The 25100-nt window shown below is 37.4% G+C and carries 23 protein-coding genes; 11 read left to right on the forward strand and 12 right to left on the reverse strand.

The annotated features are described in order from the left end of the window. Positions 1-45: 45 nt before the first annotated feature. From JO178_RS05930 to JO178_RS05970, 9 genes are all read left to right on the forward strand, one after another. Positions 46-1245, forward strand: coding sequence for a beta-ketoacyl-[acyl-carrier-protein] synthase family protein (locus tag JO178_RS05930; RefSeq protein ID WP_291933054.1), 1200 nt, complete (start codon positions 46-48; stop codon positions 1243-1245). Beyond that, entirely contained in the window at positions 1242-2303 is a 1062-nt protein-coding gene (locus tag JO178_RS05935; RefSeq protein WP_291933056.1) for a beta-ketoacyl synthase N-terminal-like domain-containing protein, read from the forward strand. The genes JO178_RS05930 and JO178_RS05935 overlap by 4 nt, the downstream gene beginning before the upstream one ends. Positions 2304-2356: 53 nt before the next feature. Beyond that, positions 2357-3112, forward strand: coding sequence for a polysaccharide deacetylase family protein (locus tag JO178_RS05940; RefSeq protein ID WP_291933058.1), 756 nt, complete (start codon positions 2357-2359; stop codon positions 3110-3112). Further along, positions 3105-3731: an outer membrane lipoprotein carrier protein LolA gene (locus JO178_RS05945; protein WP_291933060.1), complete on the forward strand. Its 627-nt coding sequence runs from the start codon at positions 3105-3107 to the stop codon at positions 3729-3731. The genes JO178_RS05940 and JO178_RS05945 overlap by 8 nt, the downstream gene beginning before the upstream one ends. Positions 3732-3807: 76 nt before the next feature. Continuing rightward, the gene (locus tag JO178_RS05950) at positions 3808-4344 is read left to right on the forward strand and encodes a hypothetical protein (RefSeq protein ID WP_291933062.1); all 537 of its coding nucleotides are present in this window, start codon (positions 3808-3810) and stop codon (positions 4342-4344) included. 2 nt (positions 4345-4346) lie between these two features. Further along, a complete protein-coding gene (locus JO178_RS05955; protein WP_291933065.1) occupies positions 4347-4949 on the forward strand; it encodes an outer membrane beta-barrel protein in 603 nt (200 codons plus the stop codon). Positions 4950-4953: 4 nt separating this feature from the next. Then, positions 4954-5334, forward strand: a complete 381-nt coding sequence (locus JO178_RS05960; RefSeq protein ID WP_291933067.1) for a 3-hydroxyacyl-ACP dehydratase — start codon at positions 4954-4956, stop codon at positions 5332-5334. Next, positions 5331-5807, forward strand: a complete 477-nt coding sequence (locus JO178_RS05965) for a hypothetical protein (RefSeq protein ID WP_291933069.1) — start codon at positions 5331-5333, stop codon at positions 5805-5807. The genes JO178_RS05960 and JO178_RS05965 overlap by 4 nt, the downstream gene beginning before the upstream one ends. A 4-nt stretch (positions 5808-5811) precedes the next feature. Beyond that, complete coding sequence (locus JO178_RS05970; protein ID WP_291933071.1) at positions 5812-6984, forward strand: DUF2062 domain-containing protein; 1173 nt, start codon at positions 5812-5814, stop codon at positions 6982-6984. Between the two features lie 23 nt (positions 6985-7007). Here JO178_RS05970 and JO178_RS05975 read toward each other — a convergent pair whose 3' ends face one another. The 8 genes from JO178_RS05975 to JO178_RS06010 form a co-directional block, all read right to left on the reverse strand. Next, positions 7008-7373 carry a DUF1648 domain-containing protein gene (locus JO178_RS05975; protein WP_291933073.1) on the reverse strand — a complete coding sequence of 122 codons (366 nt, stop codon included), beginning with the start codon at positions 7371-7373 and terminating at the stop codon, positions 7008-7010. Then, positions 7370-8986, reverse strand: a complete 1617-nt coding sequence (locus tag JO178_RS05980; RefSeq protein ID WP_291933428.1) for a C45 family peptidase — start codon at positions 8984-8986, stop codon at positions 7370-7372. Before JO178_RS05980 ends, JO178_RS05975 begins: the two co-directional genes overlap by 4 nt. Positions 8987-9059: 73 nt before the next feature. Beyond that, complete coding sequence (locus JO178_RS05985; RefSeq protein WP_291933075.1) at positions 9060-10577, reverse strand: NAD(P)/FAD-dependent oxidoreductase; 1518 nt, start codon at positions 10575-10577, stop codon at positions 9060-9062. A 151-nt stretch (positions 10578-10728) separates the two neighbouring features. Continuing rightward, positions 10729-11613, reverse strand: coding sequence for a lipid A biosynthesis acyltransferase (locus tag JO178_RS05990; RefSeq protein WP_291933077.1), 885 nt, complete (start codon positions 11611-11613; stop codon positions 10729-10731). A gap of 126 nt (positions 11614-11739) precedes the next feature. After that, positions 11740-11994: a phosphopantetheine-binding protein gene (locus JO178_RS05995; protein ID WP_291933079.1), complete on the reverse strand. Its 255-nt coding sequence runs from the start codon at positions 11992-11994 to the stop codon at positions 11740-11742. Positions 11995-11998: 4 nt separating this feature from the next. Further along, positions 11999-13219 (reverse strand): beta-ketoacyl-[acyl-carrier-protein] synthase family protein, encoded by a 1221-nt coding sequence (locus tag JO178_RS06000; protein ID WP_291933081.1) that lies wholly within the window; start codon positions 13217-13219, stop codon positions 11999-12001. Between the two features lie 106 nt (positions 13220-13325). Further along, a complete protein-coding gene (gene fabG / locus JO178_RS06005) occupies positions 13326-14057 on the reverse strand; it encodes a 3-oxoacyl-ACP reductase FabG (protein ID WP_291933083.1) in 732 nt (243 codons plus the stop codon). A gap of 72 nt (positions 14058-14129) precedes the next feature. Further along, positions 14130-15650, reverse strand: coding sequence for an aromatic amino acid ammonia-lyase (locus JO178_RS06010; RefSeq protein ID WP_291933084.1), 1521 nt, complete (start codon positions 15648-15650; stop codon positions 14130-14132). Between the two features lie 98 nt (positions 15651-15748). Here JO178_RS06010 and JO178_RS06015 point away from each other — a divergent pair, with 98 nt between their 5' ends. Next, positions 15749-16996: an NAD(P)/FAD-dependent oxidoreductase gene (locus JO178_RS06015; protein WP_291933086.1), complete on the forward strand. Its 1248-nt coding sequence runs from the start codon at positions 15749-15751 to the stop codon at positions 16994-16996. 34 nt (positions 16997-17030) lie between these two features. On the opposite strand, the gene JO178_RS06020 is transcribed toward JO178_RS06015, so the two are convergent. From JO178_RS06020 to JO178_RS06035, 4 genes are all read right to left on the reverse strand, one after another. Next, positions 17031-17633: a hypothetical protein gene (locus JO178_RS06020; RefSeq protein ID WP_291933088.1), complete on the reverse strand. Its 603-nt coding sequence runs from the start codon at positions 17631-17633 to the stop codon at positions 17031-17033. 32 nt (positions 17634-17665) lie between these two features. Beyond that, on the reverse strand, positions 17666-18265 hold the full coding sequence (locus tag JO178_RS06025) for a hypothetical protein (RefSeq protein ID WP_291933090.1): 600 nt from the start codon (positions 18263-18265) through the stop codon (positions 17666-17668). Positions 18266-18282: 17 nt separating this feature from the next. Beyond that, entirely contained in the window at positions 18283-19575 is a 1293-nt protein-coding gene (locus tag JO178_RS06030) for an AMP-binding protein (RefSeq protein ID WP_291933092.1), read from the reverse strand. Positions 19576-19660: 85 nt separating this feature from the next. Then, complete coding sequence (locus JO178_RS06035; protein ID WP_291933094.1) at positions 19661-21349, reverse strand: M23 family metallopeptidase; 1689 nt, start codon at positions 21347-21349, stop codon at positions 19661-19663. A gap of 336 nt (positions 21350-21685) precedes the next feature. Between JO178_RS06035 and ileS the strand changes: the two genes are divergently transcribed. Further along, a complete protein-coding gene (gene ileS, locus JO178_RS06040) occupies positions 21686-25081 on the forward strand; it encodes an isoleucine--tRNA ligase (protein WP_291933096.1) in 3396 nt (1131 codons plus the stop codon). Positions 25082-25100 lie beyond the last annotated feature (19 nt).

Here is a 25100-nt window from a genome sequence, read left to right on the forward strand (position 1 = left end):
AGCTTTGCGCTCATTGCGTTTAAATAATTCATAGAAAACTAATTAATGAGTCAAAAAATTGCCATAACAGGAATGGGCATCATCTCCTCCATTGGAAATAATGTGGAGGAAAGCTTTATTTCTCTTCAATCCGGAAAACATGGAATTTCAGACATTCAGATGTTTGAAACCCGTCATGCCGGAGCTATTAAAACAGGAGAAATAAAATTATCCAATGAGGAGCTTGTACAAAAACTTCAGCTTCATGAAGACAATAACGTTACAAGAACTTCTCTATTGGGAATGATTGCTGCAAAAGAAGCCATAGAAAGTGCAGGAATTTCAGAGATTAACGAATACAGAACCGGTCTTATTTCTTCTACCAGTGTGGGAGGAATGGATATCACTGAAAAATATTTCTACTCTTACGAAGACTTTCCTGAAAAGCAAAAATATATTGACGCTCACGATGCCGGAAATTCTTCTCTGGCTATTGCCGGTTATCTGGGATTAAAAGGCATGGTTTCTACCATAAGTACAGCCTGCTCATCAGCCGCCAATGCTATTATGATGGGCGCTAAGCTTATCAAAAACGGTGTTCTGGACCGTGTGATTGTCGGAGGAACAGATTCTCTTTCAAAATTTACGCTAAACGGGTTCAATACCCTGATGATCCTTACGGATTCATACAATACTCCTTTTGATAATGACCGTAAAGGACTCAATTTAGGAGAGGCCGCTGCTTTTTTAGTTCTTGAATCTGAAGAAGTGGTAAAAAAAGACCATAAAAAAGTACTGGCTTACCTTTCCGGATATGGAAATGCCAATGATGCCCATCATCAGACCGCTTCGTCAGAAAACGGACAAGGCGCCTTTTTAGCCATGCAACAGGCTTTGAAAATCTCGGGTTTGGCAAAAGAAGATATTGATTATATTAACGTTCATGGAACAGCTACCCCCAATAACGATCTGTCGGAAGGAATTGCCATGATCAGAATTTTTGGAGAAAACCAGGTTCCTGAATTCAGTTCCACCAAAGCATTTACAGGACACACTTTAGCTGCAGCAGCCGGAATTGAAGCTGTGTTTTCAATTTTAGCGATGCAGCATAACCTCATTTTCCCGAATCTGAATTTTAAAACGAAAATGGCAGAATTTGATTTAACACCTGTTACCGAACTGAAAAAGAAGGACATTCATCATGTTCTTTCCAATTCATTCGGATTTGGAGGCAATTGTTCAACTTTAATATTTTCGAAATCATGAATCCGGTCTACATCAACAGTGCATCCTGCATCTCTGTTCAGGACACTTTAAATAAAAATATTCTTCAGAATCTTACTCCCGAAAATTCAGTACAGATTCTAAAAGCCATAGAACCGAATTATAAGGAATTTATTCCTCCTGCAATGATCAGGAGAATGTCTAAAACAGTAAAAATGAGTTCCGTAGCCTCCCATTATGCTTTACAGGAAGCAGGCATTGAAAAACCGGATGCTATCATTGTAGGTACCGGAATGGGCTGCTCCCAGGATTCTGAAAAGTTTCTGAAAAATGTGATTGATAATAATGAGGAGTTTTTAACACCTACCTTTTTTATACAATCTACCCATAATACAGTTGCAGGGCAGATTGCACTTGGATTACAATGCCATTCCTACAACTTTACCTATGTAAATACTTCTTCATCACTTGAGTTTTCATTACTGGATGCACAGCTTCAGATCAATGATGATGAAGCGGAAAATGTTCTGGTAGGTTCCACCGATGAACAAACCGACAGAACAATGGAACTTTACCGTCTTAACAATACCATTAAAAAAGAAGCAGACCTTCCTGCCGATTATTTATCCTCTACTACAAACGGAGTGATCTGGGGTGAAGGGGCTAGTTTTTTCGTGGTTGGTAAAAACAAAACTGAGCAGTCTTATGCTGGTTTAAAAGACATCCGGATTATTAATACATTGGAACCAGACCATATTCAGAATTGTATTATTGATTTTTTAACCCGAAATCAGCTCTCCGGTAATGATATCGATGTTGTTATACTAGGCTTTAGTGGTGATGCAACTTCAGATATCTATTACGCCGAAGCAATGGATCTATTCCCGGATTCAGCAATATTATATTACAAACATCTGAGTGGCGAATTCAATACAGCCAGCGGATTTTCAATGTTTACGGCCTGTCATATTCTTAAGGAACAACAGATTCCGGAAATAATGATGATTAATCAGGTGAATAAAAATGAAGTGAAGAATATTCTCCTTTACAATCATCTGGCCGGTCATGATCACAGCCTGATATTATTGGAAAAGGTATAACCGAATAAAGGAAAAGCGGCCGATTTCTAAAAACAGACTTAAAACAGCGAACGATGAGACATTATTCATTCATCCTATTTTATCTTTTCTGTAACGTTTTTATTTATGCGTTTCAAGGGAGCTTCTGGGTATATATTTTTTGTTTTCTGGCTTTTTCTGCTGTAGTAGTCTGGGGCTCTTTTCATATCGAACTGGGCTACTTTGTTAACAGTATTATTCATAAACGTACCCGGATTAAGGAAATTGCCCTCACTTTTGATGACGGCCCTACTGAATTTACCCCTAAATTTCTGGATCTGTTAAAAGAACATCAGGTAAAAGCGACGTTCTTTTGTATCGGAAAACAGATTGAAAAATATCCGGAAACCTTTCAGCGGATTATTGCTGAAGGTCATTGCATTGGAAATCACACACTATCTCACTCCAATTCAACCGGTTTTTTATCTGTTTCCAAAATGGTTCAGGAAATTGAAAAATGTGATGATATCATATACAATACCGGAAATACACAAACGAAACTCTACAGACCTCCTTTCGGGGTTACCAATCCCAACATTGCCAAAGCCATCCGGAAAACTCAAAAGATAAGTATCGGATGGAATGTCCGTTCTTTAGATACCATTATTGATAACGAAAAGAAAATTTACGGAAGAATTACAAGGAACCTTAAAAAAGGCAGCATCATCCTTCTCCATGATACCTCAGAAAAAACGTATCGTGTTCTGATAGATTTATTAGTATTTTTGAAAGATAAAAAGTACTCAACTTTTACCATTGATTCAATTATAAATTCAAAGAAAAATGATTAAAAATATTGCTTTTGGAGCATTTTTATTAGCATCCAGTCTTTTTTTTGCTCAGAATACGGCAATGTCAGGAGCTGAAGCAAAAGCATTTGTCTCCAAAGTTTCCTCAGAAACCAAGGAGATCAAAACTTTACAAAGCGACTTTACCCAAACCAAAAAAATGGATTTTTTGGACAAAAGCATTGTGACTTACGGAAAAATGTCATTACAGACACCCAATATGCTGAGCTGGAAATATACCAAGCCTTACCAATACAGCATTGTTTTTAAAAGCAATAAAATCTACATTAACGATCAGGGCAAGAAATCGTCTGTGGATGCCAAGAGTAAAACTTTTGAAAAAATCAATAAACTGATTGTCGGAAGCTCAAACGGCACGATGTTCAATGATCCTGAATTTACGGTCACTTATTTCAAAAACGGAAACTACAATATGGCTAAGTTTGTTCCTAAGACGGCACAGCTGCTGAAATATATCAAACAGATTGAACTGTATTTCCCTAAGAACCAATCCACGGTTTCTCAGGTTAACATGACAGAAGCATCCGGAGATACTACCAATATTATTTTTAAAAATACAAAGATCAATGCTTCGATACCTGCGTCTGAGTTTAGTTTGTAGTCTGATAATCATCCTGTTTGCTTCCTGCAAATCGTATCAGCTCACAGGGGTAAAACCGGTTTCCGATTCAAAAAAAATGGTGGAAAATCTATATTTTTCATCTTCTGAAGATTATGTATACAAATGTCAGATGGACATTTATAAAAATCATGTCAGCGGAATTCTGATCATCAAAAAAATAAATGATACGACGCACCGTGTCGTATTAACATCAGATTTTGGAAACAAACTGATTGATTTTGAAATTTCAGATCATGATTTTAAGCTCAACTACGTTCTTCCGGATCTCGATAAAAAGATTGTTATTAATTTTTTAAAAAATGATTTTCAACAACTTTTAAAAAAACAATATCCCGTAAGTGAAAGTTTTGAGAATGAAAATGCAAGGATATACCTTTCAAAAGAAGATCATAAAAGCTATTATTTATTTTTCAACAAAGAAAATAATCTCCTGAAACAGATTATTTACACGAAAAACAACAGGGAAAAAATCGATTTTACTTTTGAAGCAAAAAAGCATATCTTCGCGGACAGCTTACATCTTATACACAAAGACTTTAAGATCACTATCAAATTATTTCAAATAACCGAAACGGAAACCGATTCAAATTAAACATGAAAAAACTCTATTTCTTAGCCTTGATTTTTTGGGCAGCCTTATCATCTGCACAGGTAACCTTTAATCCGGGAATAAGACTTGGCGCCAATATTTCGCATCTTTCCAACGGTCCTACCACAGATTATTGGTCTTATAGCGACAGCAATGGTTATTATCAATACGGAACGAATAAATTTGACATCAAATCAAAAGTCGATTTTTATATTGGTTTTCAGGCCAATATCCGTTTTGCCAGATTCTATGCATTGCAGCCTGAATTATACTACAGCCGTCAGGGAGCTAAGTTTGAAAGCCAGAATCCGGCTGTAGAGTCTAAAACAGTAAACCTTTCTTATGTAGGGGCAGCCGTTGTGAATAAATTTTACTTTGACCGGTTTAATATTCATTTTGGTCCCACACTAGAATTTTTAACAGACAGTGACAATATTCCTTCCCCTACCGCTGTGGATATGGGCATTTTATTGGGCGCCGGATATGATATTACCAAGAATATCGGACTGGAAGCCCGAATCAAAAAAGGATTTGTACACGCTTATAACGATCATACCAATGTGACATTCCAGGCGGGAGTGTATTACACCTTTACTCTTAAAAAATAAGATCATGCAAACTATTCTTACAAACTTTTATACCTTAGAATCTTACGAAAAAGCAGAAAATGGAAGTTTTACAGCCTTTATCCGTTTAAATAAGGACCATGATATTTTCAAGGGCCATTTTCCGGGAAATCCGGTAACTCCGGGAGTTTGTATGATGCAAATCGTAAAAGAACTGACTGAAGAATTCACCGGATCAAAATTATTTTTAAAAACAGCTTCCAATGTAAAATTTATGGCGATTATCAATCCTTTTGAAACGCCGGATTTAAAACTTCAGCTGGATATTAATGGAGACGGGGAAGATGTTAAAGTCAAAAATACCACTTCTTTTGGCGAGACTATTGCATTAAAAATGTCTGTAAGCTATAAAAAATTACCATCATGAAACTTATTTTATCATTCTTAGCCGCATTTGTCTTTTTCTTTCAGTCTGATCTGGAATCTGTACGAAACAGTTATGCAAAAGCGAATGAATCTAATACCAATACGCAGACATTTATAGATATTGCCGAAAAGCAGCCCGGATCCGATGCCGTAACGGTTGGGTATAAAGCTGCCGCTAAAATTATGGAAGCGAAAGTTTCGAAAGGAAACAGAAAAGCATTGGTAAAAACAGGAGCCACCAGTCTTGAAAGCGTCATCAAAAGCAATCCGAACAATGCTGAGCTCCGTCTGATCAGATTAAGTGTTCAGGAAAACATTCCTAAAATTGTAGGATACAGAGGAAGTCTGAAGGATGACAAGGAATTTCTTCTTACGCATTACAGCAAACAGAATGCTGCCTTGAAAAACTATATCAAGAGATTTGCCATGCAGTCTAAAACCATCACCGAGGCTGAAAGAGCCACTTTAAAATAAACCAATGCCTTTTGCTGAAGTACAAAATGCAATTTCTGAGAAGAAAATTTGTGTTTTAATACCCACATACAACAATGAGAAAACTCTGAAAAGAGTAATTGACGGTGTTTTATACTATACCGAAAGTATTATTGTGGTCAATGACGGGTCTACTGATTCTACCCCGGATATTCTTTTACAGTATCCTCAGATTACGGTGATTACACTCCCTGAAAATAAGGGAAAAGGAAACGGGTTAAAAACAGGCTTCAGAAAAGCAAAAGAACAGGGCTATGCTTATGCAATCACTATTGATTCTGACGGACAGCATTATCCTGATGACATCCCTGTATTCGTAAATGCACTCATTGAGGAAAAGGAAGATGTTCTTCTCATCGGAAACCGGAATATGTCTCAGAATGGTATTCCAAAGAAAAGCAGCTTTGGAAACCGTTTTTCTAATTTCTGGTTTTGGTTTGAAACCGGAATTAAGCTGGAAGATACGCAATCAGGCTACAGAATGTACCCTCTTCATAAAATTCCGAAGAAATATTTCACCCCGAAATTTGAATTTGAAATTGAGATTATTGTCAGAACTGCATGGAGGCATGTTCCGGTAAAAAATGTACCTGTCAAGGTATTGTATGATCCGGCAGAAAGAGTTTCTCATTTCAGACCGTTCAGGGATTTTACGAGGATCAGTATTCTGAATACCGTTCTGGTAACCATTACCCTGTTTTATATTATTCCGAGAAACTTCGTGAATAATTTCAAAAAAAAAAGCTTTAAACAATTCATTCAGGAAGATGTCTTAGAAAGTGACGGCAGCAACCGTACCAAGGCTTTTTCCATTGCATTGGGGGTATTCATCGGTCTCTCTCCTTTTTGGGGATTTCAGACCCTTCTTGTCATCAGTCTATCTGTACTTTTCAAATTGAATAAAGTGCTTGCATTTGTAGCATCCAATGTAAGTTTACCTCCGTTCATTCCTTTCATCATTGCAGCTTCTTTATTTCTGGGAGCTCCGTTTGTTCATGGAGACAGCAATATTCTTGGCCAGGATTTGAATTTTGAACTGATTAAAAACAATCTGCTTCAGTATATCATCGGCAGTTTTATTTTAAGTACCACTTTATCCGCAATTTCCGGGGTTGCAACATTTCTTTTCTTAAACAGACTAAATCCGGAGAACAATTAAATCTAGCACCTGTTCTCAGCATTCTACTTATACACAACATCGGAAAACGATAAGGGGCTCATCATAATGGTCACAAATACAGCAAGGATGACCAAAGCCAGCTGTGTGGTATGGTATATTTTTTCCTTTTCATCTTCCTTTATTTCAAAAGTAAATGCAATTTTATCCGGTCTTTTGATAATCCGCCATGTAAAAATAAGGATGGCTATATTCAGCAATACAGGCAGAAACAGGAATACTTTACTCCCATAGAGATCGGGATTATTTCCGTAACTGTGAATAGGTATTGTTTCAGGTATTGATCCGTATACCACACATAGATAAATAAAATAGCCGATAATGATTAAGACAGGAATACAGAACAGGAATTTAATATGTTTAGGAATCATTTCAGTTTCTTCAAAGTTTTCTTCAGATATTTTTCAACATTCTTTTGATCCGGAATTGTTGTAATTTCTTTGGATAAGGCCACCTCAAATTCAGTTTTTGCCTTTGAGTATTCTTTTCTGGAAAAATAATATTTCCCAACCAGATAATATCCTTTCCAAAAATAAGGATTTAAAGATACATAACGGGCAAGAAATTCATCCGTGAGTACATTCTTACTGTCAATAGCATGATTTACTTTTGATTGCAGAATTCTGTATTCTTCATAGTCTTTAAATTCCCGGGTATCTACAAAAGGATCTCTGGCAATATTGAGTTCAGGTTTCGAAAAATCATGTGACAAAATTCCATCTGAAAAGATTGTATTCAGATCATAGCATACAAATTCGCCCAGCTGATAAGGATTGGAGGAAACCCAGACCAGTTTTTTCTGTGGTGAAAATATAACGGCATGGTGTGCCAGTAGCTGATTCAGTGCTTTTTCATTTCCGTACCCTATTTCTTTATCTTTTAATCCTGAGCGGTTTCTTAAAATGGAAGCCATCTTTTCAGGAGTCAGCTTCGGGTTTTCCTGTAAAAGTTCCTGTAACTTTTCGTAGCGGTATTCCGAGTGGCTTTCCTCAATATGCCTCTGATTTCTTTTATCCTCTTTATAAGGCTCAGACTGGAAGTGATTGGTACAAACTACCTGCGCCGTATTCTGTACACGATAGACTCCGAAATTCTTAGGAGACACTTCAATGAGCACTGCACTTTTATCATGGGCACTCCCCACCAATATAGATTCGGAAACAAAAACTTTCCTTTTCCGGGCTATTGTAATCGCTTCTTCAATATTTTTAGCATATTGAAGAATTTCTCTTGTAACCAGAGAAATAGGAGTTTTTGCCGTTAAAGGAATCTTTGACTTTCCTGCATTGATTGTCACGGTGACTCCTTCTTTATTCATCCCCGAAACTACCCCGATCATTCCAGGCCAGCTTACTGACATATAAGGGATACCATCTTCAGGCACTACAAATTCCACCAGTTTATTTTTAGCAAAGTCATCTCCCACATAAAAATCGAAGTTTCTTCCGATCAGAAGATCCCCGTCTTCTGTATTTTCATTCCAGACAGCCAGTGAAGAACATCCTACTATGGCAAGGTCCTGCAAGGCATGTCCTATATCATGAGCCCCATGGAGATAGAGGTTTCTTAAATATTTAGGTGCAATAAAATCATACTGGTCTGAAGAATACTGTGACAACCCATATAATTCTGCCTGATAATCCTCACGTATATTAAGATACATTTTTCTGTTGTACCATTTTAAAAAGCCTCTCAACAGTCTTTGTCTGAATTTTGAAGGAACAAAACTTTCCACTTTTGAAAAGAATATCGCTTCCTGTTTCTGCATCAGATCTTGAGTTAAAGCTCCATTATTATAGCCTAACTGCAGGGGATTTCCTTTAATGTAGAGTTCCCAAAGCTGTTGCTTATTTTTGGTTAAATAATTTTGCTGATAGCTGAACGTAGTATCATTAATTTTTTTCACCTGTGGAACTTGCAGGGGATATTGGCTGACTTCAGGGATATGATGAACAGACTTTGAAATTCCGCATGAAATAGGCATCAATGCAGGTAGTGAGTAAAAAAGGAGCTTTATAAATAAAGGGTAGGTTTTAGTTTTTTTCACGGTAGGTTTATTAGGTCATTTGCCGAAGACGAAGATCAATAATCTCTTTTCCTAAAATTTCAGCACAGGTATTAAATGCACCGATCGTTACTCCGAGTATTCCATGCATATTGACTGACTGCCCTGTCAGAAACAAGTTCTCAATCTTAGTCCGCGGAGAAACCATTGTTTTAAGGGGGTTCTCTGAACTTTTCATATAACCGTACATATTTCCGTCAATACTCCCAATATAATCCCGATAAGATAAGGGTGAGGATGCATATATTTTCTTTACCGCATGTCTGAGATTGGGAATCTTCTTTTCCAGCGCAGTCAACATTTTTTCAGTTTTTTCCAGCTTGAAGCTTTCATACTGCAAACCTCTTTCATGCTCGTCTGCTATCGTATTAAAAGTAGCCTCCCATTCTCTGACCTCATCAAAATCCATATAAGAAATCGCTGTTAAGCTTTCCGCAAACTCAGGATGATGCTTTGACGGGGAAGAGGACAGCATATAGGTTTCCGGCCATGCTTCTTTCCTGTAGCGAAAGGCATTCCAGACCAGCTCTTCTGATGAATAATGGTATATATTATAATTAAAATTAGGAAGACTCTGAGGTTTTAAAACCACATAAATACTGAAACATGATGAGACAGGCTTCCAGCTTAATACCCTGTTAAGAAATGATTTTTTAAGCCTTTCTTCTCCAATCAGCCTGATTATAGAGCGAATTTCAATATTCGAGATAAACTGTTTTGCGGCATATTCCTTTCCAGAAACCGTTTTTACTGAAGACAGAATATTATTTTCATTAAAAATAAATTCCGAAACTTCCGAATGTTTATGAACTTCAGCTCCGTACCGGCGGAGTTTCCTGATCAGCAGCTTAGAAATCTGGCTTCCTCCTTTTACACACTTATAGGCACTTTGAATATAAGAGTTAACCGTTAAGGCATGAACATAAAAAGGAATATTTTCAGAATCTCCTGCATACAGAAAATTAGAGCCTAATAAAATAGACTGAAGTTTTTTATTCGGAGTCACCGATTCTATAAATCGGCGGGTATTTAAATGTAGAATTTCTTCATTATATTCCTCTTTTCCCACGACATTATATCTCGGAAAATGACTGCATACATACTGAATTTCTTCACAGTAATTCTCCAGATTTTCTCTTTCCTCCGGAAAATAGGCAGAAAGTTGTTCCACAAAATTCTGATATCCCTGAGCATGGGGATATTCTACATGATCTTCACCAAAGGAAATTCTGTCATAGCCGTCCTCATCCATTTGCTGAAGCTCAAGCTCATCCATAATTTCGAGATAAGAAAAGAAACGGTTCAGATTCTGACCTTTAGAAAGGCCGCCCAGATAATGTACCCCTGTATCGAAAATAAGCTTGTCTCTCGAAAAAGTCTGTAAATTTCCTCCATACTGATTATTCTTTTCCAGTACACAGACTTTCAGACCTTCTTTCGCTAAAATAAGAGCTGAAACAAGACCTCCCAATCCACTGCCGATTACAAGTATGTCATATTCTTTTTTCAAAAGAGCCTGTGTTTTTAAAATTAAGAAATGTTGAAACTAAAGGAGCCGGAATGAGATGATCGTCCCACAATACGATCCGGCGTTCTTACATTCTCAAAATCTTAAAGGTTTTTAGTTTTTTTGTTAGTTTTCGAGGGTAAAAATAGAAAAATTAATCAATATCATCCCAAAAATCAAAATAATTAAACCATTGAAACGGGTATTTTTTTACCATAGTCTCAAGATTTTGAACATAAGAATGTAATAATCCCTGTGAATCACGATTTTTGATATTTTGAGCAATTCTGGCATACAAATGATAATGAAGGTTATTTTCTTTCATTACATACACATATACTACAGGTACTCCTAATCTGGATGCAATAAGAAAAGGACCGGCCGGAAATTTTGCTGTTTTCCCCAACAGCTCAGCTTCAAGGTATTTTGATCCTTCAAAATAACGGTCACCGGTAAAACAGATCAGCTCGTTATTAGCCAATGCCTGATTGATCTCAAAGATATGAGACATATCTTCTTTGACATAAATGAATTTGATATTACTTTCTTTTACGGCAACACTTTCGAGATATTCTTTGATCACCGTAACTTCCTGATCAGTAGTCACCAGATTGATCTGGCAGTCAAAATCAATATCGGCAAAAAAATGCTCGGCAATTTCAAAATTACCAATATGAGCACTGATCAGAACCCCGCCTTTCTTTGCAGCCAAAAGGTTTCTGAGATTTTCAATACCATCGAACTCATAGGTATATTTCTCTCTCAGCCCGGCAGAAATAGCCGTTTTGTCAATAAGAACTTTTCCAAAAGTAAAATAGCTGCTGAAGATGGAACGCCTGGCTTTCCAATAGTCATACGTAAGTCTTTTCTGAAAATAATAAAGGATATACCGGTTACTCTTTTTCTGGAACAGAACGTAATAAGTCGCAACAAAATAAAGGACAACATATGAATTTCTGATCCCGATATTTCTAATACACCAAACGAATATTCTGTAGCCCAGAACCGTTCCTTTAGATTTACCTTTCCACTTATTCATATGTAAAATTTGTCAGTATAACGATATACCAATGTAACAATCGTTGTATGAAATATGCACAGCACGGTTATGCTGCTGCATTATGTATTACATTGGTACTTTTTAAGAATAGAGATCTACTCGATATTAAGCGTTTTTCTCAGCAATCTTATTCTCAATAGTTGTATAGAAATCATCAAATGTTACCATTTTTTTGAAATCTGTCTCTCCTAATTTCACTCCGAAATTAGATTCGATCACAACGACCATATCAATATAATCTAAACTGTCTAAGCCTAATGTATTTTTAAGGTTAGCCTCATTGCTGATTTCATCTCCGTCTACTTCAAATTCATTGACAAGAAAATCATTAACAATGGCCACTATTTTTTCCCTTTCCATGTTTTTAATCAAATTTTTTAACTATTAATGCAGAATTGGTTCCCCCAAAACCAAAAGAATTCGACAAAAATACATCAATTTTTTGATTTTTTGTTTTCGAGATCAAATTTATACGTTGAGCCTCATTATCAGGGTTTTCCAGGTTAATATTCGGAGCAACAAAATCATGTTGCATCATCAGAATTGAGTAAATAACTTCACTTGCACCAGCCATCCAGCATTCATGCCCTGTCATGGATTTGGTGGAACTTACCGGAACCTCACTTCCGAAAATTTCATAAATAGCTTTTGCTTCATTGGCATCTCCGATAGGAGTAGATGTTGCGTGAGCATTAATATAATCAATATCTGAAGCCTTTAATCCCGATTGTTTTAAAGCTCTCTCCATGGCCAAAGCGGGTCCGTCAACATTAGGGGTTGAAATATGCCCGCCATTGGAAGAGAATCCATAGCCAATAATTTCAGCCAGAATCGGAACCCCTCTTCTTTGGGCGGATTCAAGGCTTTCGACAATCAAAGTTGCTGCTCCTCCGCTGGGAATAAGACCGTCTCTGTCTGCATCAAAAGGTCTTGATGCTTTCGCAGGCTCCTCTTCTCTGGCTGAGAAAACTCCTAATCCATCAAAACTTGCCATGGAATATTTGTTGGTTTCCTGAGCGCCGCCGCATATAATCATATCCTGAAACCCGTTCTTGATCATCATATAGGCAAGTCCTAAAGAATGCGAACCACTTGCACATGCAGCACTGATGGTAAGATTAATTCCTTTCAGTTTAAAAATCGTAGAAAGGTTCATCGTTACCGTTGAGTTCATTGATTTAAAGATCGCTCCCGATCCCATCAATGTAGTATCTTTCTTTTCCCTTGCAATATCAATAGATTCTACCACTGCCTGGGAAACACTGTCGTTTCCATATAAAATCCCAACTTCGTGGGCGTCTAAAAAAGTTTCATCAAGATGAGCCTGTTTCAATGCATTAACGGTAGCAAGATAAGCATATTCACTTTCTTCTCCCATGCTTACACGCTGCCGCCTGTTCAGGAGGTTTTTCAGATCCGGTTTTGGTACAACACCTGTAAGCCCTGATCTGAAACCAAATTCCTTTCTATCCTGGTCTAAAATGATACCTGATTTTCCTTGATATAGGGATTCCCTGACCTCTTCTAAAGAAGTCCCGATGCAGGAATAAATCCCCATTCCGGTAATCACAACCCTATTTTCCATGCTTTTATATTTAAATGTAACAATGTATCAGTATAATGGTAACAATCATTTTATTCCGTTCAAATAGAAACTGCTACACTGGTAAATTGCTATACTGTTAGATTGTTTATGAGTAAATTCCGCCGTTGATATTAATAACTTCTCCGGTAATATAGGACGCTTTTTTAGAGGCTAAAAAGGCAACCAGATCTGCCACTTCTTCCGCTTCGCCAAATCTGTTGGCCGGAATCATTGCTTTAAGATCATCTTCATTGAATTCCTGGGTCATATCCGTTTTAATAAAGCCCGGAGCTACTGCATTTACAGTAATATTTCTTTTAGCCACTTCCTGAGCAAGCGCTTTCGTAGCACCTACTAAAGCTCCTTTTGCTGCTGAATAGTTCGTTTGACCGGCAGTTCCCTTTACCCCGGAAACAGAGACCATATTAATGATTCTCCCGTATTTATTACGTAGTAATTTCTGAATAAAAAAGTTCGTTACATTAAAAAAACCATTCAGACTGGTATTGATTACACTGTTCCAGTCTTCTTTCGGCATCCACATAAAAAGGCCGTCTTTTGTGATTCCTGCATTATTCACAATCACTTCTACCACAGCACCGGAATTTTTCTCCTGCCACGCGGTAAGAACTTGTTGGGTTTCTTCTGTATTTCCTACATCAAACTTAAGAATTTCTCCTGTAGCACCCAATTCTTCCACTTTAGCCAGCGTTTCTTTGGCGGCAGCTTCATTGGAAGTATAATTGATCAGAATATGATAGTTCTTTTCTTCGGCCAGTTTTATACAGATAGCTCTCCCGATTCCTCTGGAGCCTCCTGTTACAATTGCACATTTCATGCGTTAGTGTTTATTTCGTTTTTAGTTTTTTTAGTTCGCTATAATATAATGACAATTAATGTTAATTGTTAATTACATTGCTTTTAAATATTTTTTCACCTCCTCCAGATAAGGATACATGATCATATCATCTGAAAATGCAGGAATAATTTTTCTGATTTCGTTATAAAGTTCTTTCGTAGAAGAGGAAACTTCATTTTGAAAACCCAGGTATTCAATAGCCTGAACAATAGTAATTGCTTCAATAGCCAGTACTTCAAAGGCATTTTCAATCACTTTTCTGCAGATTACGGCAGCATTGGTTCCCATACTAACGATATCCTGATTATCATTATTATTAGGAATACTGTGAACATACATAGAGTTAGACAACATCTGGCTTTCTGCTGTAGTGGAAGTTGCCGTAAACTGTACTCCCTGCATCCCGAAATTAAAACCTAATTTACCTAAATTTACAAAAGGAGGCAAAATTTCATTGATTTTAGCGTTCAGAAGATAATTCAGCTGTCTTTCTGCAAGCATTGTCAACTTCGTCACCACAATTTTAAGCTTGTCCATTTCCAGAGAAATATAATCTCCATGGAAGTTTCCGCCGTGATAGACATGTTGGTCTTCCACATTGATAATCGGGTTATCGTTGGCAGAATTGATTTCATTTTCAAGAACCTTTTCCGTGTATTCCAATGTATCCAGTACGGGTCCTAAAATCTGCGGTACACATCGTAACGAATAATATTCCTGTACTTTTTCTTTAAATACTTTTTCCTGTTCTTCAAAATGGGTATACAGATGGTCTGCTCTTTTTCTGATCAGTTTACTGTCTGCAAGATGAGCACGCATTCTTTCTGCTACTTTCTGTTGGCCATAATGTCTTTTTGTACCATTCAGTGCTTCAGACAAATGATCATCATAGGCCTGAACAATTTCATTGATTGCACAGGAAAGTTTAATGGAAATTTCAGTCAGCTGCTCCGCTTTATAGGCATTCACAATACCGATACCGGACATTACCGAGGTTCCGTTCATCAAAGCAAGACCTTCACGGATTTCCACTTTTATAGGCTCCAGTCCTTCCGTTTCAAAAACTTCTCTAGTAGATTTTCTTTCTCCTTTATAAAATACTTCTCCTTCACCTATCAGTACCAAAGCGAGGTGAGCCAGCTGAACCAGATCACCACTTGCTCCTACTCCTCCATGTTCAAAAATCAACGGAATAATATCTCTGTTGATTAATTCCTGAAGCAGGTAGATAACAGACTGGTGTACTCCGGAATTTCCTAATGATAAAGTATTCATTCTGGCCAGCATACAAGCCTTTACTTCCTTTGCAGGCAAAGGATTTCCGATTCCAGAAGAATGGCTTCTTATCAGATTGTACTGAAGCTGATGAGTATCTTCATCACTGATTTTGAATTGAGCCATTGGCCCAAAACCGGTATTTACACCATATATTACTTTATTTTTTGAAAACTCTTTCAAAAACTGGAAGCTTGCGTTCACTCTTGATAAAAGTGATTCATCCAGTTCGATTTTTTCATTCTCAATGATAATTTTTTGAAAGTCTTTCAGCTCTAAAAAGTGGTTTATTTTCATTAATCAAAAGTAATAGTTGATAATTTTGTAAAATATTAATTAATTGTCACTAATTTTGCGGCAAAGATAGAAGTTATTATTAAAATAAAAAATCAAAGATGAGCAAAGAATTTGTTGACGTTCTTGTAATCGGGGCTGGACCTTCCGGATGCGTATCTTCTTCATACCTAAAGAAGAATAACGTCAACGTAAAAGTGGTCGAAAAGACAAAATTTCCAAGACTGGTAGTCGGAGAAAGCTTAATTCCAAGGGTAATGGACCACTTTGATGAAGCCGGCCTTTTTCCTGCTCTGGATAAAATGGGCTTCGAAAAAAAACTGGGGGCCCGCTTTCTTCGCGGTGACGAAGTATGCATTTTTGACTTCAGTAATAAATTCGGAGAAGGCTGGGACTGGACATGGCAGGTTCCGAGAGCTGATTTTGACAACACTCTTGCTCAGGAGGTGATTAATAAAGGTATTGATCTTGAATTTGAGACAGAAGTTATTGATATCAAATTTCAGGGTACCGATTCAATTACCACCGTCAGAGGTAAAGACGGTGAGACTAAAGAAATCCACGCAAAGTTTGTGATTGATTCCAGTGGGTACGGAAGAGTTTTACCCCGCTTACTGGATTTGGAAAAGCCTTCGAAATTGTCTCCGCATTCTGCAATTTTTTCACATGTGAAAGACATTAACAGGGAATCCGGAGAAGAAGGAACACTGATCTCTTTTGATATTATTGAAACTGAAGTATGGCTTTGGGTAATTCCTTTTTCTAATGGGAACACAAGTTTAGGCATTGTAGGGCCTACAGAATATATTGAAAAACTGGCTGAAAACGGAGATACGGCAGAAGCTTTAAGAAAAGCGATTTCTCTTTCGGATTATTACATAAAACGTTTTGGTGGGGTAGATTTCCTTTTTGAGCCCAAACATCTGAAAGATTATTCATGCTCTGTAAAAAGTTTATTCGGGGACGGATTTGCTTTAACGGGTAACGCTTCTGAATTCCTTGATCCGGTTTTCTCATCAGGAATGGCTTTTGCCACAGAGTCCGGAATGCTGGCTGCAAAACTGGCTTTAAGACAGCTCAACGGAGAAAAAATCAACTGGCAGACAGAGTATACGGATTACATTCTTTATGGTGTAGATGTATTCACAACCTATGTTAAAGAATGGTACACCGGAAATCTTCAGGAGCTGTTTTTCCACCAGCCCGAAAATCCGGATGTAAAGAAAAAGATCTGCGCAGTATTAGCAGGATATGTATGGAATAAAGACAATCCTTTTGTAAAAAAACACGATACGGTTATTAAAAACCTTGCCAATCTGATTAAAATGGAAAAGCAGGAACAACAATAAAAAAAACGGTCTGAAATTCAGACCGTTTTTTGTTTTATTTGATATTTTTATTGATCTCTTTAGCCAGCTCTTTTCCTGTTTTTTCGTAAGCTGCGGATATTCTTCCATACTCCATTCCGTAATCTACTTTGCTTCCTACTCCTTCAATTTTATCCGTTTGGATTTTTGTTAACCCTTTCCCGGAATTATCTGTTTCCACAAACGTTATCACAGTAGATAATTTAGCAGGCTGCATGATCATTCCGCCACTCCATCCCGGATAAATCCATTTTGTTTCTACAATCAGCGTATATTTTGTTTTTATATCCTTTCCAAATCTGATTTTCTTTGATTTAGCATTCAATCCCTCAATAAACTTATTCATAAACACAGATTCTGTATGCTCTTTCCATTCTTCGATCCAGCTCTTCCACGCATCTTCACCCTTCTTAGCCAGTGTTTCAGTCTTTCTTCTTTCAAGATATTGTTCTTCGGTATAATGATCTACCTGAAACAAAACATTTTCAAATACATACTGAACATTTACTTCCTTCTGATCTTTAAGGAAATCAAAATTTCCATATTCATAATTAAATTTACTTTGTGCAGAAACAGAAGTGACAACCGCTATGAACAGCAGTAATAATAATTTTTTCATATTTAGTTTAGAATTTTAAAGCGTAGCGTATTTTATTTATTAGCGTAATGATCAACTTTAAGGGCCAGCATTTTTGAGGTCTTTGCAAAGCATTCGGCAATACGGTCATTGTGGTTAGGAATTCCGATAACATTATCTCCTGTAGCTTTCAATCCTTCAACAACCATGAGAACATGATCGGGATTTTCTGTTTCCACAAAGGTCATTTTAGAATTCATTTCAGCTGGAATACTGCCCACTCCGGCAAAGATACCCTGAGAAATCCAGGTAGGTTCTACAATCAATGTATACCTGGTTTTTTCGAACTTAGTCGCTGCTCTGATGTCTGTATTTTTATTCCAGGAGGCCAGAAATTTATCCTGAAAAGTTTTGGCTTTTGAATATTCCCAGTCGTTTTTCCATTTTTGGGCTTCCTCTTTTCCGCTTCTTTTCTCAATCTCATCCATTCTTTCAGCAATATACTGCTCTTCCGTTATTTTTTTCCTGTTAAAAGTTACTCCTTCAAACCGGAACACTACTTTAATGAATTTTTGGTCTTTTAAAAAATGATAATCACCGGAAGCCAGCCTGACTCTTTGTGCTGTTACACAGATGGAAACAGCGATCATAAATAGAAATAATGTTTTTTTCATGGTTATTCTTAGTTTTTTTATCTTAAATCTACAAACGTAATAGGTTTTCTGCTGTTTGGATTAAACACGGTTTTAGATAAAATATCAAATTCAATGATTTCAATTTTAGGACTTACCCTAAGTTTTGCCCGAAAATGGTCTCTCACTTCATTGACAAAATTTTCATTTTCTTCGTCTGTACTCAATCTGATGATAATTTCGTCCAGACCGATCTCATTAGCCTGAATAACGATCTGATAGCATAGAATAGTATTAAAATCATTCAGAATATCGTTCATGGCAGGCGGATACAACGTCGTCCCTTTATATTTGATCATCTGCTGTTTCCGTCCCACTACGGGACCCAGCCTCATCGTGTTTCTTCCGCACTGACAAGGCTCATAATGAGCTTTTACAATATCTCCTGTTTTAAATCTTAACAGCGGAATCGCCTCTACTCCCAGAGTAGTAATCGTCAGTTCGCCACTCTCATCATCTTTGACAGGATTCTCTTCATCATCAAGGATTTCCGTAATGATCAGTTCAGGGTGATGATGTCCTCCTGTCTGGAACTCACATTCTGTAAAAGCAGTGCTCATTTCAGTAGAAGCATAAGTGGAAAAAAGCTTAATATTCCATTTTTCCTTAATTTTTTGTGAAAGAATATTGTCTGTAAAATCCTGGTTTTTGATGCTTTCTCCAATACAAACGGCTCCGTAAACACCTGAATTTTTATAGTCTAATCCATGTTTTTCGGCATAATCAATCATTTTCAGCAAAAAAGAAGGAACAGTAATTAGATATTTAGGCTTATATCGGAAAATAGAATCCCACTGAAGTTCGGGGATTCCCGGCCCCATTCTCACCACACTTGCACCCATTTTTCTCAATCCTAAAAAATAAGCAAGTCCGGCCATAAATCGTTTATCAATTGTAGTAATCATCTGTACCACATCTCCCTTTTGAATTCCGGCACAGGCAAAAGAGATCGCCTCATTATAAGCCAGTCTTTCGAGGTCATTGTCTGACAAACCAAAGGTAACAGGATCGCCCAATGTTCCTGAGGTAGTACTGTAATCTACAATCTTATCCGGTGGAATACAGAAAAAATCATGATTATGCTGCTGCAAATCATTTTTTGTGGTAGTGGGAATTTTCTGCAGATCTTCTAAGGTCCGGATATCCTCTGCCTTTATATTATTTTCACTGAATAGCTTCTGATAAAATGGTGAATTGCCTTCAAGATAAATCAATAGCTCACGAAGCTTTTCCTCCTGAAACTTTTTGATTTCCCGAATATCTGATCTTTCGATGGATGGATAGAATTCCAATGATTTTAATTTTTAAAAGACAAATGTATTTAAAATTAAAAGACTGCAACATGAAAAGGCTAAAAGATTAGCTTGTTCTTTTGATTTATCTCTGAAAAGTAAAAGTCTGGATATTGATATTCCCTGCGGTATTCACCGTTGTCACCTTTAACGTATGTGCTCCTGAACTTTTCGGGCATTTTTCATCAAAAGTATAAATGAAATCATCTTTTGACCGGGCAAAACGCAGCCATCGCCCATCCAGTTCAGCTCTGAATGAAACAATATCGCCAACTTTTGTTTTCCCTTTAAGGCGCAGAATACTGCTGTTTACCATTGCTCCGTCCTTCCAGTCCGTATAAACGGAAGGCAGGCTATCATCCACTATCAGCTTGACCATTCCCAATCTGTTGAACTGCCCTTCTGCCTGATCGCCATTCCATTTTGCTTTTACCACATCTTTATCACTTCCGTAATCAAGCACCATCACGACTTTGCCTTGTTCTTCTTTCGTCAGTTTTCTATTGGGATTAATTTTCAAGGTATAATAATCATGAACAGGAACATAAGGAGTGTGGAGTACAATAATATCGGAAACCGGATTCACCTCAGCATCTGTTTTTTCGTACGGATTAAGATGTACCGCATCATAAAATGCATTTTTGCTAAAATTCATTTCGGCATGATCTGTAGTGATGGTTTTGGCCTCACCGGACATTATTGCTTTTGCTGAAGGAGCAATGGGTATCCCCGTTGTATTAAGCTGAACTTTTGTAATCAGTCTGCTTGTATTTCCTCTGACATCTTTTAAAACAACTTCAATAGTATGAAGGTCTCCGTCCTGAAGACTGATAACTCCAGATAAACCGGGGATACTGTAGTTCTGCAGCTTCATTCCCGGCAATGCGGATAAATGCTGGATACTTGCTTTATCTCTTATAAATTTGGTATAGTCTATACACCCGTTCAGATAACGGGTATCATCATAGCTTATTTTATCGATAGAAAAGCCATAAATAAGTTTTCCGTCCATCAGCAGTTCCGCCCGGTAAATACCAAGATTGAACCCCTGATTTGCCTTATCAAAAGCTTTAACCCCGAGACTTATCATCGGTGAGTTTACCTTAATTACATCAGTTGTATAGGTATTTCCGGATTTCTTCACGGCAATTCCGTTAGCACCGGGCTCATAGGTACTGAATCTTCGGTCATACCAATATAACCCGCTGATAACAGGTGCAACATTATCCGGAATAGCAAAGCCGAATAACAGCGGATTGAGACATTCCTCGGTGTTAGTATCCCGGATTTCAAAATGCAAATGAGGTCCTGCAGAACCGCCTGTATTTCCACTTAATGCAATCAATTGTCCCTTTGTAACAGGAAATTGCCCTGGCTGAAAAGTGATATCCTGCTCCCATTTTTCATCTTTATATTGTCTTTCTTTGACATACTCATCAAGTGCATTAAAGTAGCTGTTCAAATGAGCATATACAGTCGTATATCCATTGGCATGGGTAACATAAACTGCATTTCCAAAGCCATACCTTTCCACTTTTATTCTGCTTACATATCCGTCAGCCGCAGCCACTACGGGTAAATTTTCCTGGCTATTGGTCCGGATATCCAGTCCCATGTGAAAATGATTTCCTCTTACTGCTCCGAAATTGGCAGCCAGCTGTATAGGAATATTCAACGGATTACGGAAATAATTCTGTGGATAATTATTCTGAGCCTGTACGGAGATGATATTGATGAAACACACAATCAACATCAGTTTAGAAAAGATTTTCATACAACATTTGGTTTTTCGTTAATTTAAATATACGAAAATCCGGAGAGACATTTATAAAAACATCTTTATAACCGGTGAAGATCTGCAGGGAGCTGCCGTAAATCTCTATCGACTAAAGGATGATTATTCTTGTAACATAAGCGGATATAGAGCCATTTCTGGTGAAGAAAAAATTCACATAAAGTTCATTTACGAGACTCTTTTAACCCTTTTTCCGTTTATATTTCTGAAATTGAAGTTTTTAATAGAAATTACCTAAATAAAACATATATTATAAACCGACAAAATTTAGTAAATTTGCAGACTTAATTAATCAACGATATTGAGATATTTACAATGAGCCAATTTAAAGAATACAAAAACCTCAACCTTATTGACATAGCTGACAATGTAGCGGAATTTTGGAAACAGAATAATACGTTCAGTAAAAGTGTTGAGATTCGTCAGGGTAATCCTGAGTTTGTTTTTTATGAAGGTCCGCCTTCAGCAAACGGTATGCCTGGAATTCACCACGTAATGGCAAGAGCATTGAAAGATATTTTCTGCCGTTACCAGACGCAAAACGGAAAACAGGTTTTCCGTAAAGCGGGTTGGGATACGCATGGTCTTCCTGTGGAACTGGGTGTAGAAAAAGAATTAGGAATCACTAAAGAAGATATTGGCAAAAAAATCTCTATTGAAGACTACAACAAGGCTTGTCGTGAAGCAGTAATGCGCTATACAGACGTCTGGAATAACCTTACCGAGAAAATCGGATATTGGGTAGATCTTAACGATCCGTATATCACATACAAGTCAAAATATATGGAAACGGTTTGGTGGTTACTGAAACAATTGTACGATAAAAGCTTATTGTACAAGGGTTACACGATCCAGCCTTACTCTCCTAAGGCAGGAACAGGACTTTCTTCCCATGAGCTCAACCAGCCTGGAACCTATCGTGATGTTTCAGATACAACGGTTGTGGCTCAGTTTAAAGTTAAGAAAGATTCTTCAGCATTATTCAATGATGTTGCCGGAGATGTACATATCCTTGCATGGACGACAACTCCATGGACGCTTCCTTCCAATACGGCTCTTACCGTGGGTAGAGATATTGAATATGTTGTAGTGAAAACTTTCAATCAGTATACATTTGAGCCTGTAACTGTTGTTTTATCAAGAGTTCTTTTACCTAAGGTTTTCGGTAAAAAATATACAGAGGGCACGGATGAGGATTTTGCCAGCTACACTCCTGAAACTAAAGTAATTCCTTTTAGAATTTTAAAGGAATTTACGGGAGAAAAACTTGTTGACACAAGATATGAGCAATTAGTTCCCTGGTTTACACCCAATGATAATCCTGAAAATGCATTCAGAGTAATTTTAGGAGACTTTGTAACGACTGAAGACGGTACAGGTATCGTTCATACAGCTCCTACTTTCGGTGCTGATGATGCAAGAGTATCCAAGATGGCTCAACCTGAGATCCCGCCAATGTTGGTGAAAGATGAAAATGACAACCTTGTTCCATTGGTTGATTTACAGGGTAAATTCATTAAAGGAGAAAATGTTCCTGAGGTTTTCTCCGGAAAGTATATCAAAAATGAATATTACGATGAAGGAACTGCCCCTGAGAAGTCATGGGATGTAGAACTTGCGATCCTGTTGAAAACAGAAAACAAGGCTTTCAAAGTAGAAAAATATGTTCACTCCTATCCGCACTGCTGGAGAACAGATAAGCCGGTATTATATTATCCGCTGGATTCATGGTTTGTGAAAATGACTGCTGTAAAAGACAGATTAGTTAATTTAAACAAAGACATCAACTGGAAGCCAAAAGCTACCGGAGAAGGGCGTTTCGCCAACTGGCTGGAAAATGTAAACGACTGGAACCTTTCCCGTTCAAGATATTGGGGTATTCCGTTACCGATCTGGAGAACGGATGATCTGAAAGAAGAAAAGATTATCGGTTCTGTAGAAGAACTTTACAATGAAATAGAAAAATCAATAGCGGCAGGACTGATGACCGAAAACCCGTTCCAGGGATTCATCATCGGAAATATGGCAGAATCTAACTATGAACTTGTGGATCTTCACAAAAATGTAGTAGACAAAGTAATATTGGTTTCTGATTCAGGAAAAGCGATGAAGCGTGAAAGCGACCTGATTGACGTTTGGTTTGACTCAGGCTCTATGCCTTATGCTCAATTGCATTATCCTTTTGAAAATAAAGAATTAATCGACAACAATAAAGCATTCCCGGCTGATTTTATCGCTGAAGGAGTTGACCAGACCCGAGGATGGTTCTATACGCTACATGCAATTGGAACTGCTGTTTTTGATTCTGTTGCTTATAAAAATGTAATGAGCAACGGTCTTGTTCTGGATAAAAACGGACAGAAAATGTCTAAACGTTTAGGAAATGCAGTAGATCCTTTCGAAACACTTTCTGTATACGGACCTGATGCGACACGTTGGTATATGATCTCCAACGCAAACCCATGGGAAAACCTGAAGTTTGATATTGAAGGAATCGACGAGGTAAGAAGAAAGTTCTTCGGAACGCTTTATAATACTTATTCATTCTTTGCTTTATATGCCAATGTTGACGGCTTCAACTATTCTGAGAAAGAAGTGGAAAACCGCCCTGAAATTGACAGATGGATCCTCTCCGAACTGAACCTTCTGATTAAAGAAGTAAAAGCCTTCTACGAAGATTACGAGCCAACGAAGGTAGCAAGAGCAATCAGTACATTCGTTAATGACAACCTGAGTAACTGGTATGTAAGATTATGCAGAAGACGTTTCTGGAAAGGAGAATATTCTGATGATAAAATCTCTGCTTACCAGACTTTATATACCTGTCTTGAAGTAGTGGCGAAATTATCTGCACCGATTGCTCCGTTCTTTATGGATCAGCTGTATCAGGATTTAAATAAGGTAACAGGTAAAGATCAGTATGAGTCTGTACATTTAACGGATTTCCCTGTAGCTGATGAAAGTTTAATCGATCAGGATCTGGTTGAAAAAACACACCTGGCTCAGAATATTACCAGTATGGTTTTCTCTTTAAGAAAGAAGGAGAACGTAAAAGTACGTCAGCCATTACAAAAGGTACTTGTTCCTGTACTGGATTCCAAAACAGAAGAGCAGATTCTTGCGGTGGCAGATCTGATCAAACAGGAAGTCAATGTAAAAGAATTACAGTTAATCAATGCTGAAGAGGCATCACACTTAATTGTAAAACAGATAAAACCCAACTTCAAAGCGCTGGGTCCTAAATTAGGAAAAGACATGAAGGTAGTGGGTGCAGAGATTGCGAATCTTACCACAGAACAAATTGCCAGCCTTGAAAAAGAAGGAAAGCTTGATATCCAGGGGTATGAAATTACTCTTGAAGACGTGGAAATATCAACAAAAGATATCCCGGGGTGGACAGTCACTTCCGATGGTAAAACAACTGTGGCATTAGATTTGACGTTAACCGATGAGTTAAAATCTGAAGGTATCGCAAGAGAATTTATCAACAGAATTCAGAACCTGCGAAAAGAAAAGAATTTTGACCTGACAGACCGGATAAACATCTCCCTTGAAGAAAATTCACCGTTTATGGAAGATGTTAAGAAAAATGAAGAATATATTTCTTCCGAAGTCTTGTCAAATAAAATAGAAATTGTATCTTCACTTTCAAATTTTAACGAAATCGAAATAGATGAGGTTAATTTTAAGATAAATATCGAAAAAAATTAACATGTAGTTATTGTATTTC

Origin of the sequence: Chryseobacterium sp., from assembly GCF_019236175.1 — a bacterium.
Classification (GTDB): domain Bacteria; phylum Bacteroidota; class Bacteroidia; order Flavobacteriales; family Weeksellaceae; genus Chryseobacterium.

Excerpts from the sequence above, each read along its gene's own strand:
- ileS (WP_291933096.1), top strand. The coding sequence starts at position 21,686 with ATGAGCCAATTTAAAGAATACAAAAACCTCAACCTTATTGACATAGCT.
- JO178_RS05940 (WP_291933058.1), top strand. The coding sequence starts at position 2,357 with ATGAGACATTATTCATTCATCCTATTTTATCTTTTCTGTAACGTTTTT.
- JO178_RS05995 (WP_291933079.1), bottom strand. The coding sequence starts at position 11,994 with ATGGAAAGGGAAAAAATAGTGGCCATTGTTAATGATTTTCTTGTCAAT.
- JO178_RS05950 (WP_291933062.1), top strand. The coding sequence starts at position 3,808 with ATGGTGGAAAATCTATATTTTTCATCTTCTGAAGATTATGTATACAAA.
- JO178_RS05935 (WP_291933056.1), top strand. The coding sequence starts at position 1,242 with ATGAATCCGGTCTACATCAACAGTGCATCCTGCATCTCTGTTCAGGAC.
- JO178_RS05975 (WP_291933073.1), bottom strand. The coding sequence starts at position 7,373 with ATGATTCCTAAACATATTAAATTCCTGTTCTGTATTCCTGTCTTAATC.
- JO178_RS05970 (WP_291933071.1), top strand. The coding sequence starts at position 5,812 with ATGCCTTTTGCTGAAGTACAAAATGCAATTTCTGAGAAGAAAATTTGT.
- JO178_RS05955 (WP_291933065.1), top strand. The coding sequence starts at position 4,347 with ATGAAAAAACTCTATTTCTTAGCCTTGATTTTTTGGGCAGCCTTATCA.
- JO178_RS05930 (WP_291933054.1), top strand. The coding sequence starts at position 46 with ATGAGTCAAAAAATTGCCATAACAGGAATGGGCATCATCTCCTCCATT.
- JO178_RS06035 (WP_291933094.1), bottom strand. The coding sequence starts at position 21,349 with ATGAAAATCTTTTCTAAACTGATGTTGATTGTGTGTTTCATCAATATC.
- JO178_RS06015 (WP_291933086.1), top strand. The coding sequence starts at position 15,749 with ATGAGCAAAGAATTTGTTGACGTTCTTGTAATCGGGGCTGGACCTTCC.
- fabG (WP_291933083.1), bottom strand. The coding sequence starts at position 14,057 with ATGAAATGTGCAATTGTAACAGGAGGCTCCAGAGGAATCGGGAGAGCT.
- JO178_RS05960 (WP_291933067.1), top strand. The coding sequence starts at position 4,954 with ATGCAAACTATTCTTACAAACTTTTATACCTTAGAATCTTACGAAAAA.
- JO178_RS05990 (WP_291933077.1), bottom strand. The coding sequence starts at position 11,613 with ATGAATAAGTGGAAAGGTAAATCTAAAGGAACGGTTCTGGGCTACAGA.
- JO178_RS06020 (WP_291933088.1), bottom strand. The coding sequence starts at position 17,633 with ATGAAAAAATTATTATTACTGCTGTTCATAGCGGTTGTCACTTCTGTT.
- JO178_RS06000 (WP_291933081.1), bottom strand. The coding sequence starts at position 13,219 with ATGGAAAATAGGGTTGTGATTACCGGAATGGGGATTTATTCCTGCATC.
- JO178_RS06010 (WP_291933084.1), bottom strand. The coding sequence starts at position 15,650 with ATGAAAATAAACCACTTTTTAGAGCTGAAAGACTTTCAAAAAATTATC.
- JO178_RS05945 (WP_291933060.1), top strand. The coding sequence starts at position 3,105 with ATGATTAAAAATATTGCTTTTGGAGCATTTTTATTAGCATCCAGTCTT.
- JO178_RS05965 (WP_291933069.1), top strand. The coding sequence starts at position 5,331 with ATGAAACTTATTTTATCATTCTTAGCCGCATTTGTCTTTTTCTTTCAG.
- JO178_RS05980 (WP_291933428.1), bottom strand. The coding sequence starts at position 8,986 with ATGCCTATTTCATGCGGAATTTCAAAGTCTGTTCATCATATCCCTGAA.
- JO178_RS06025 (WP_291933090.1), bottom strand. The coding sequence starts at position 18,265 with ATGAAAAAAACATTATTTCTATTTATGATCGCTGTTTCCATCTGTGTA.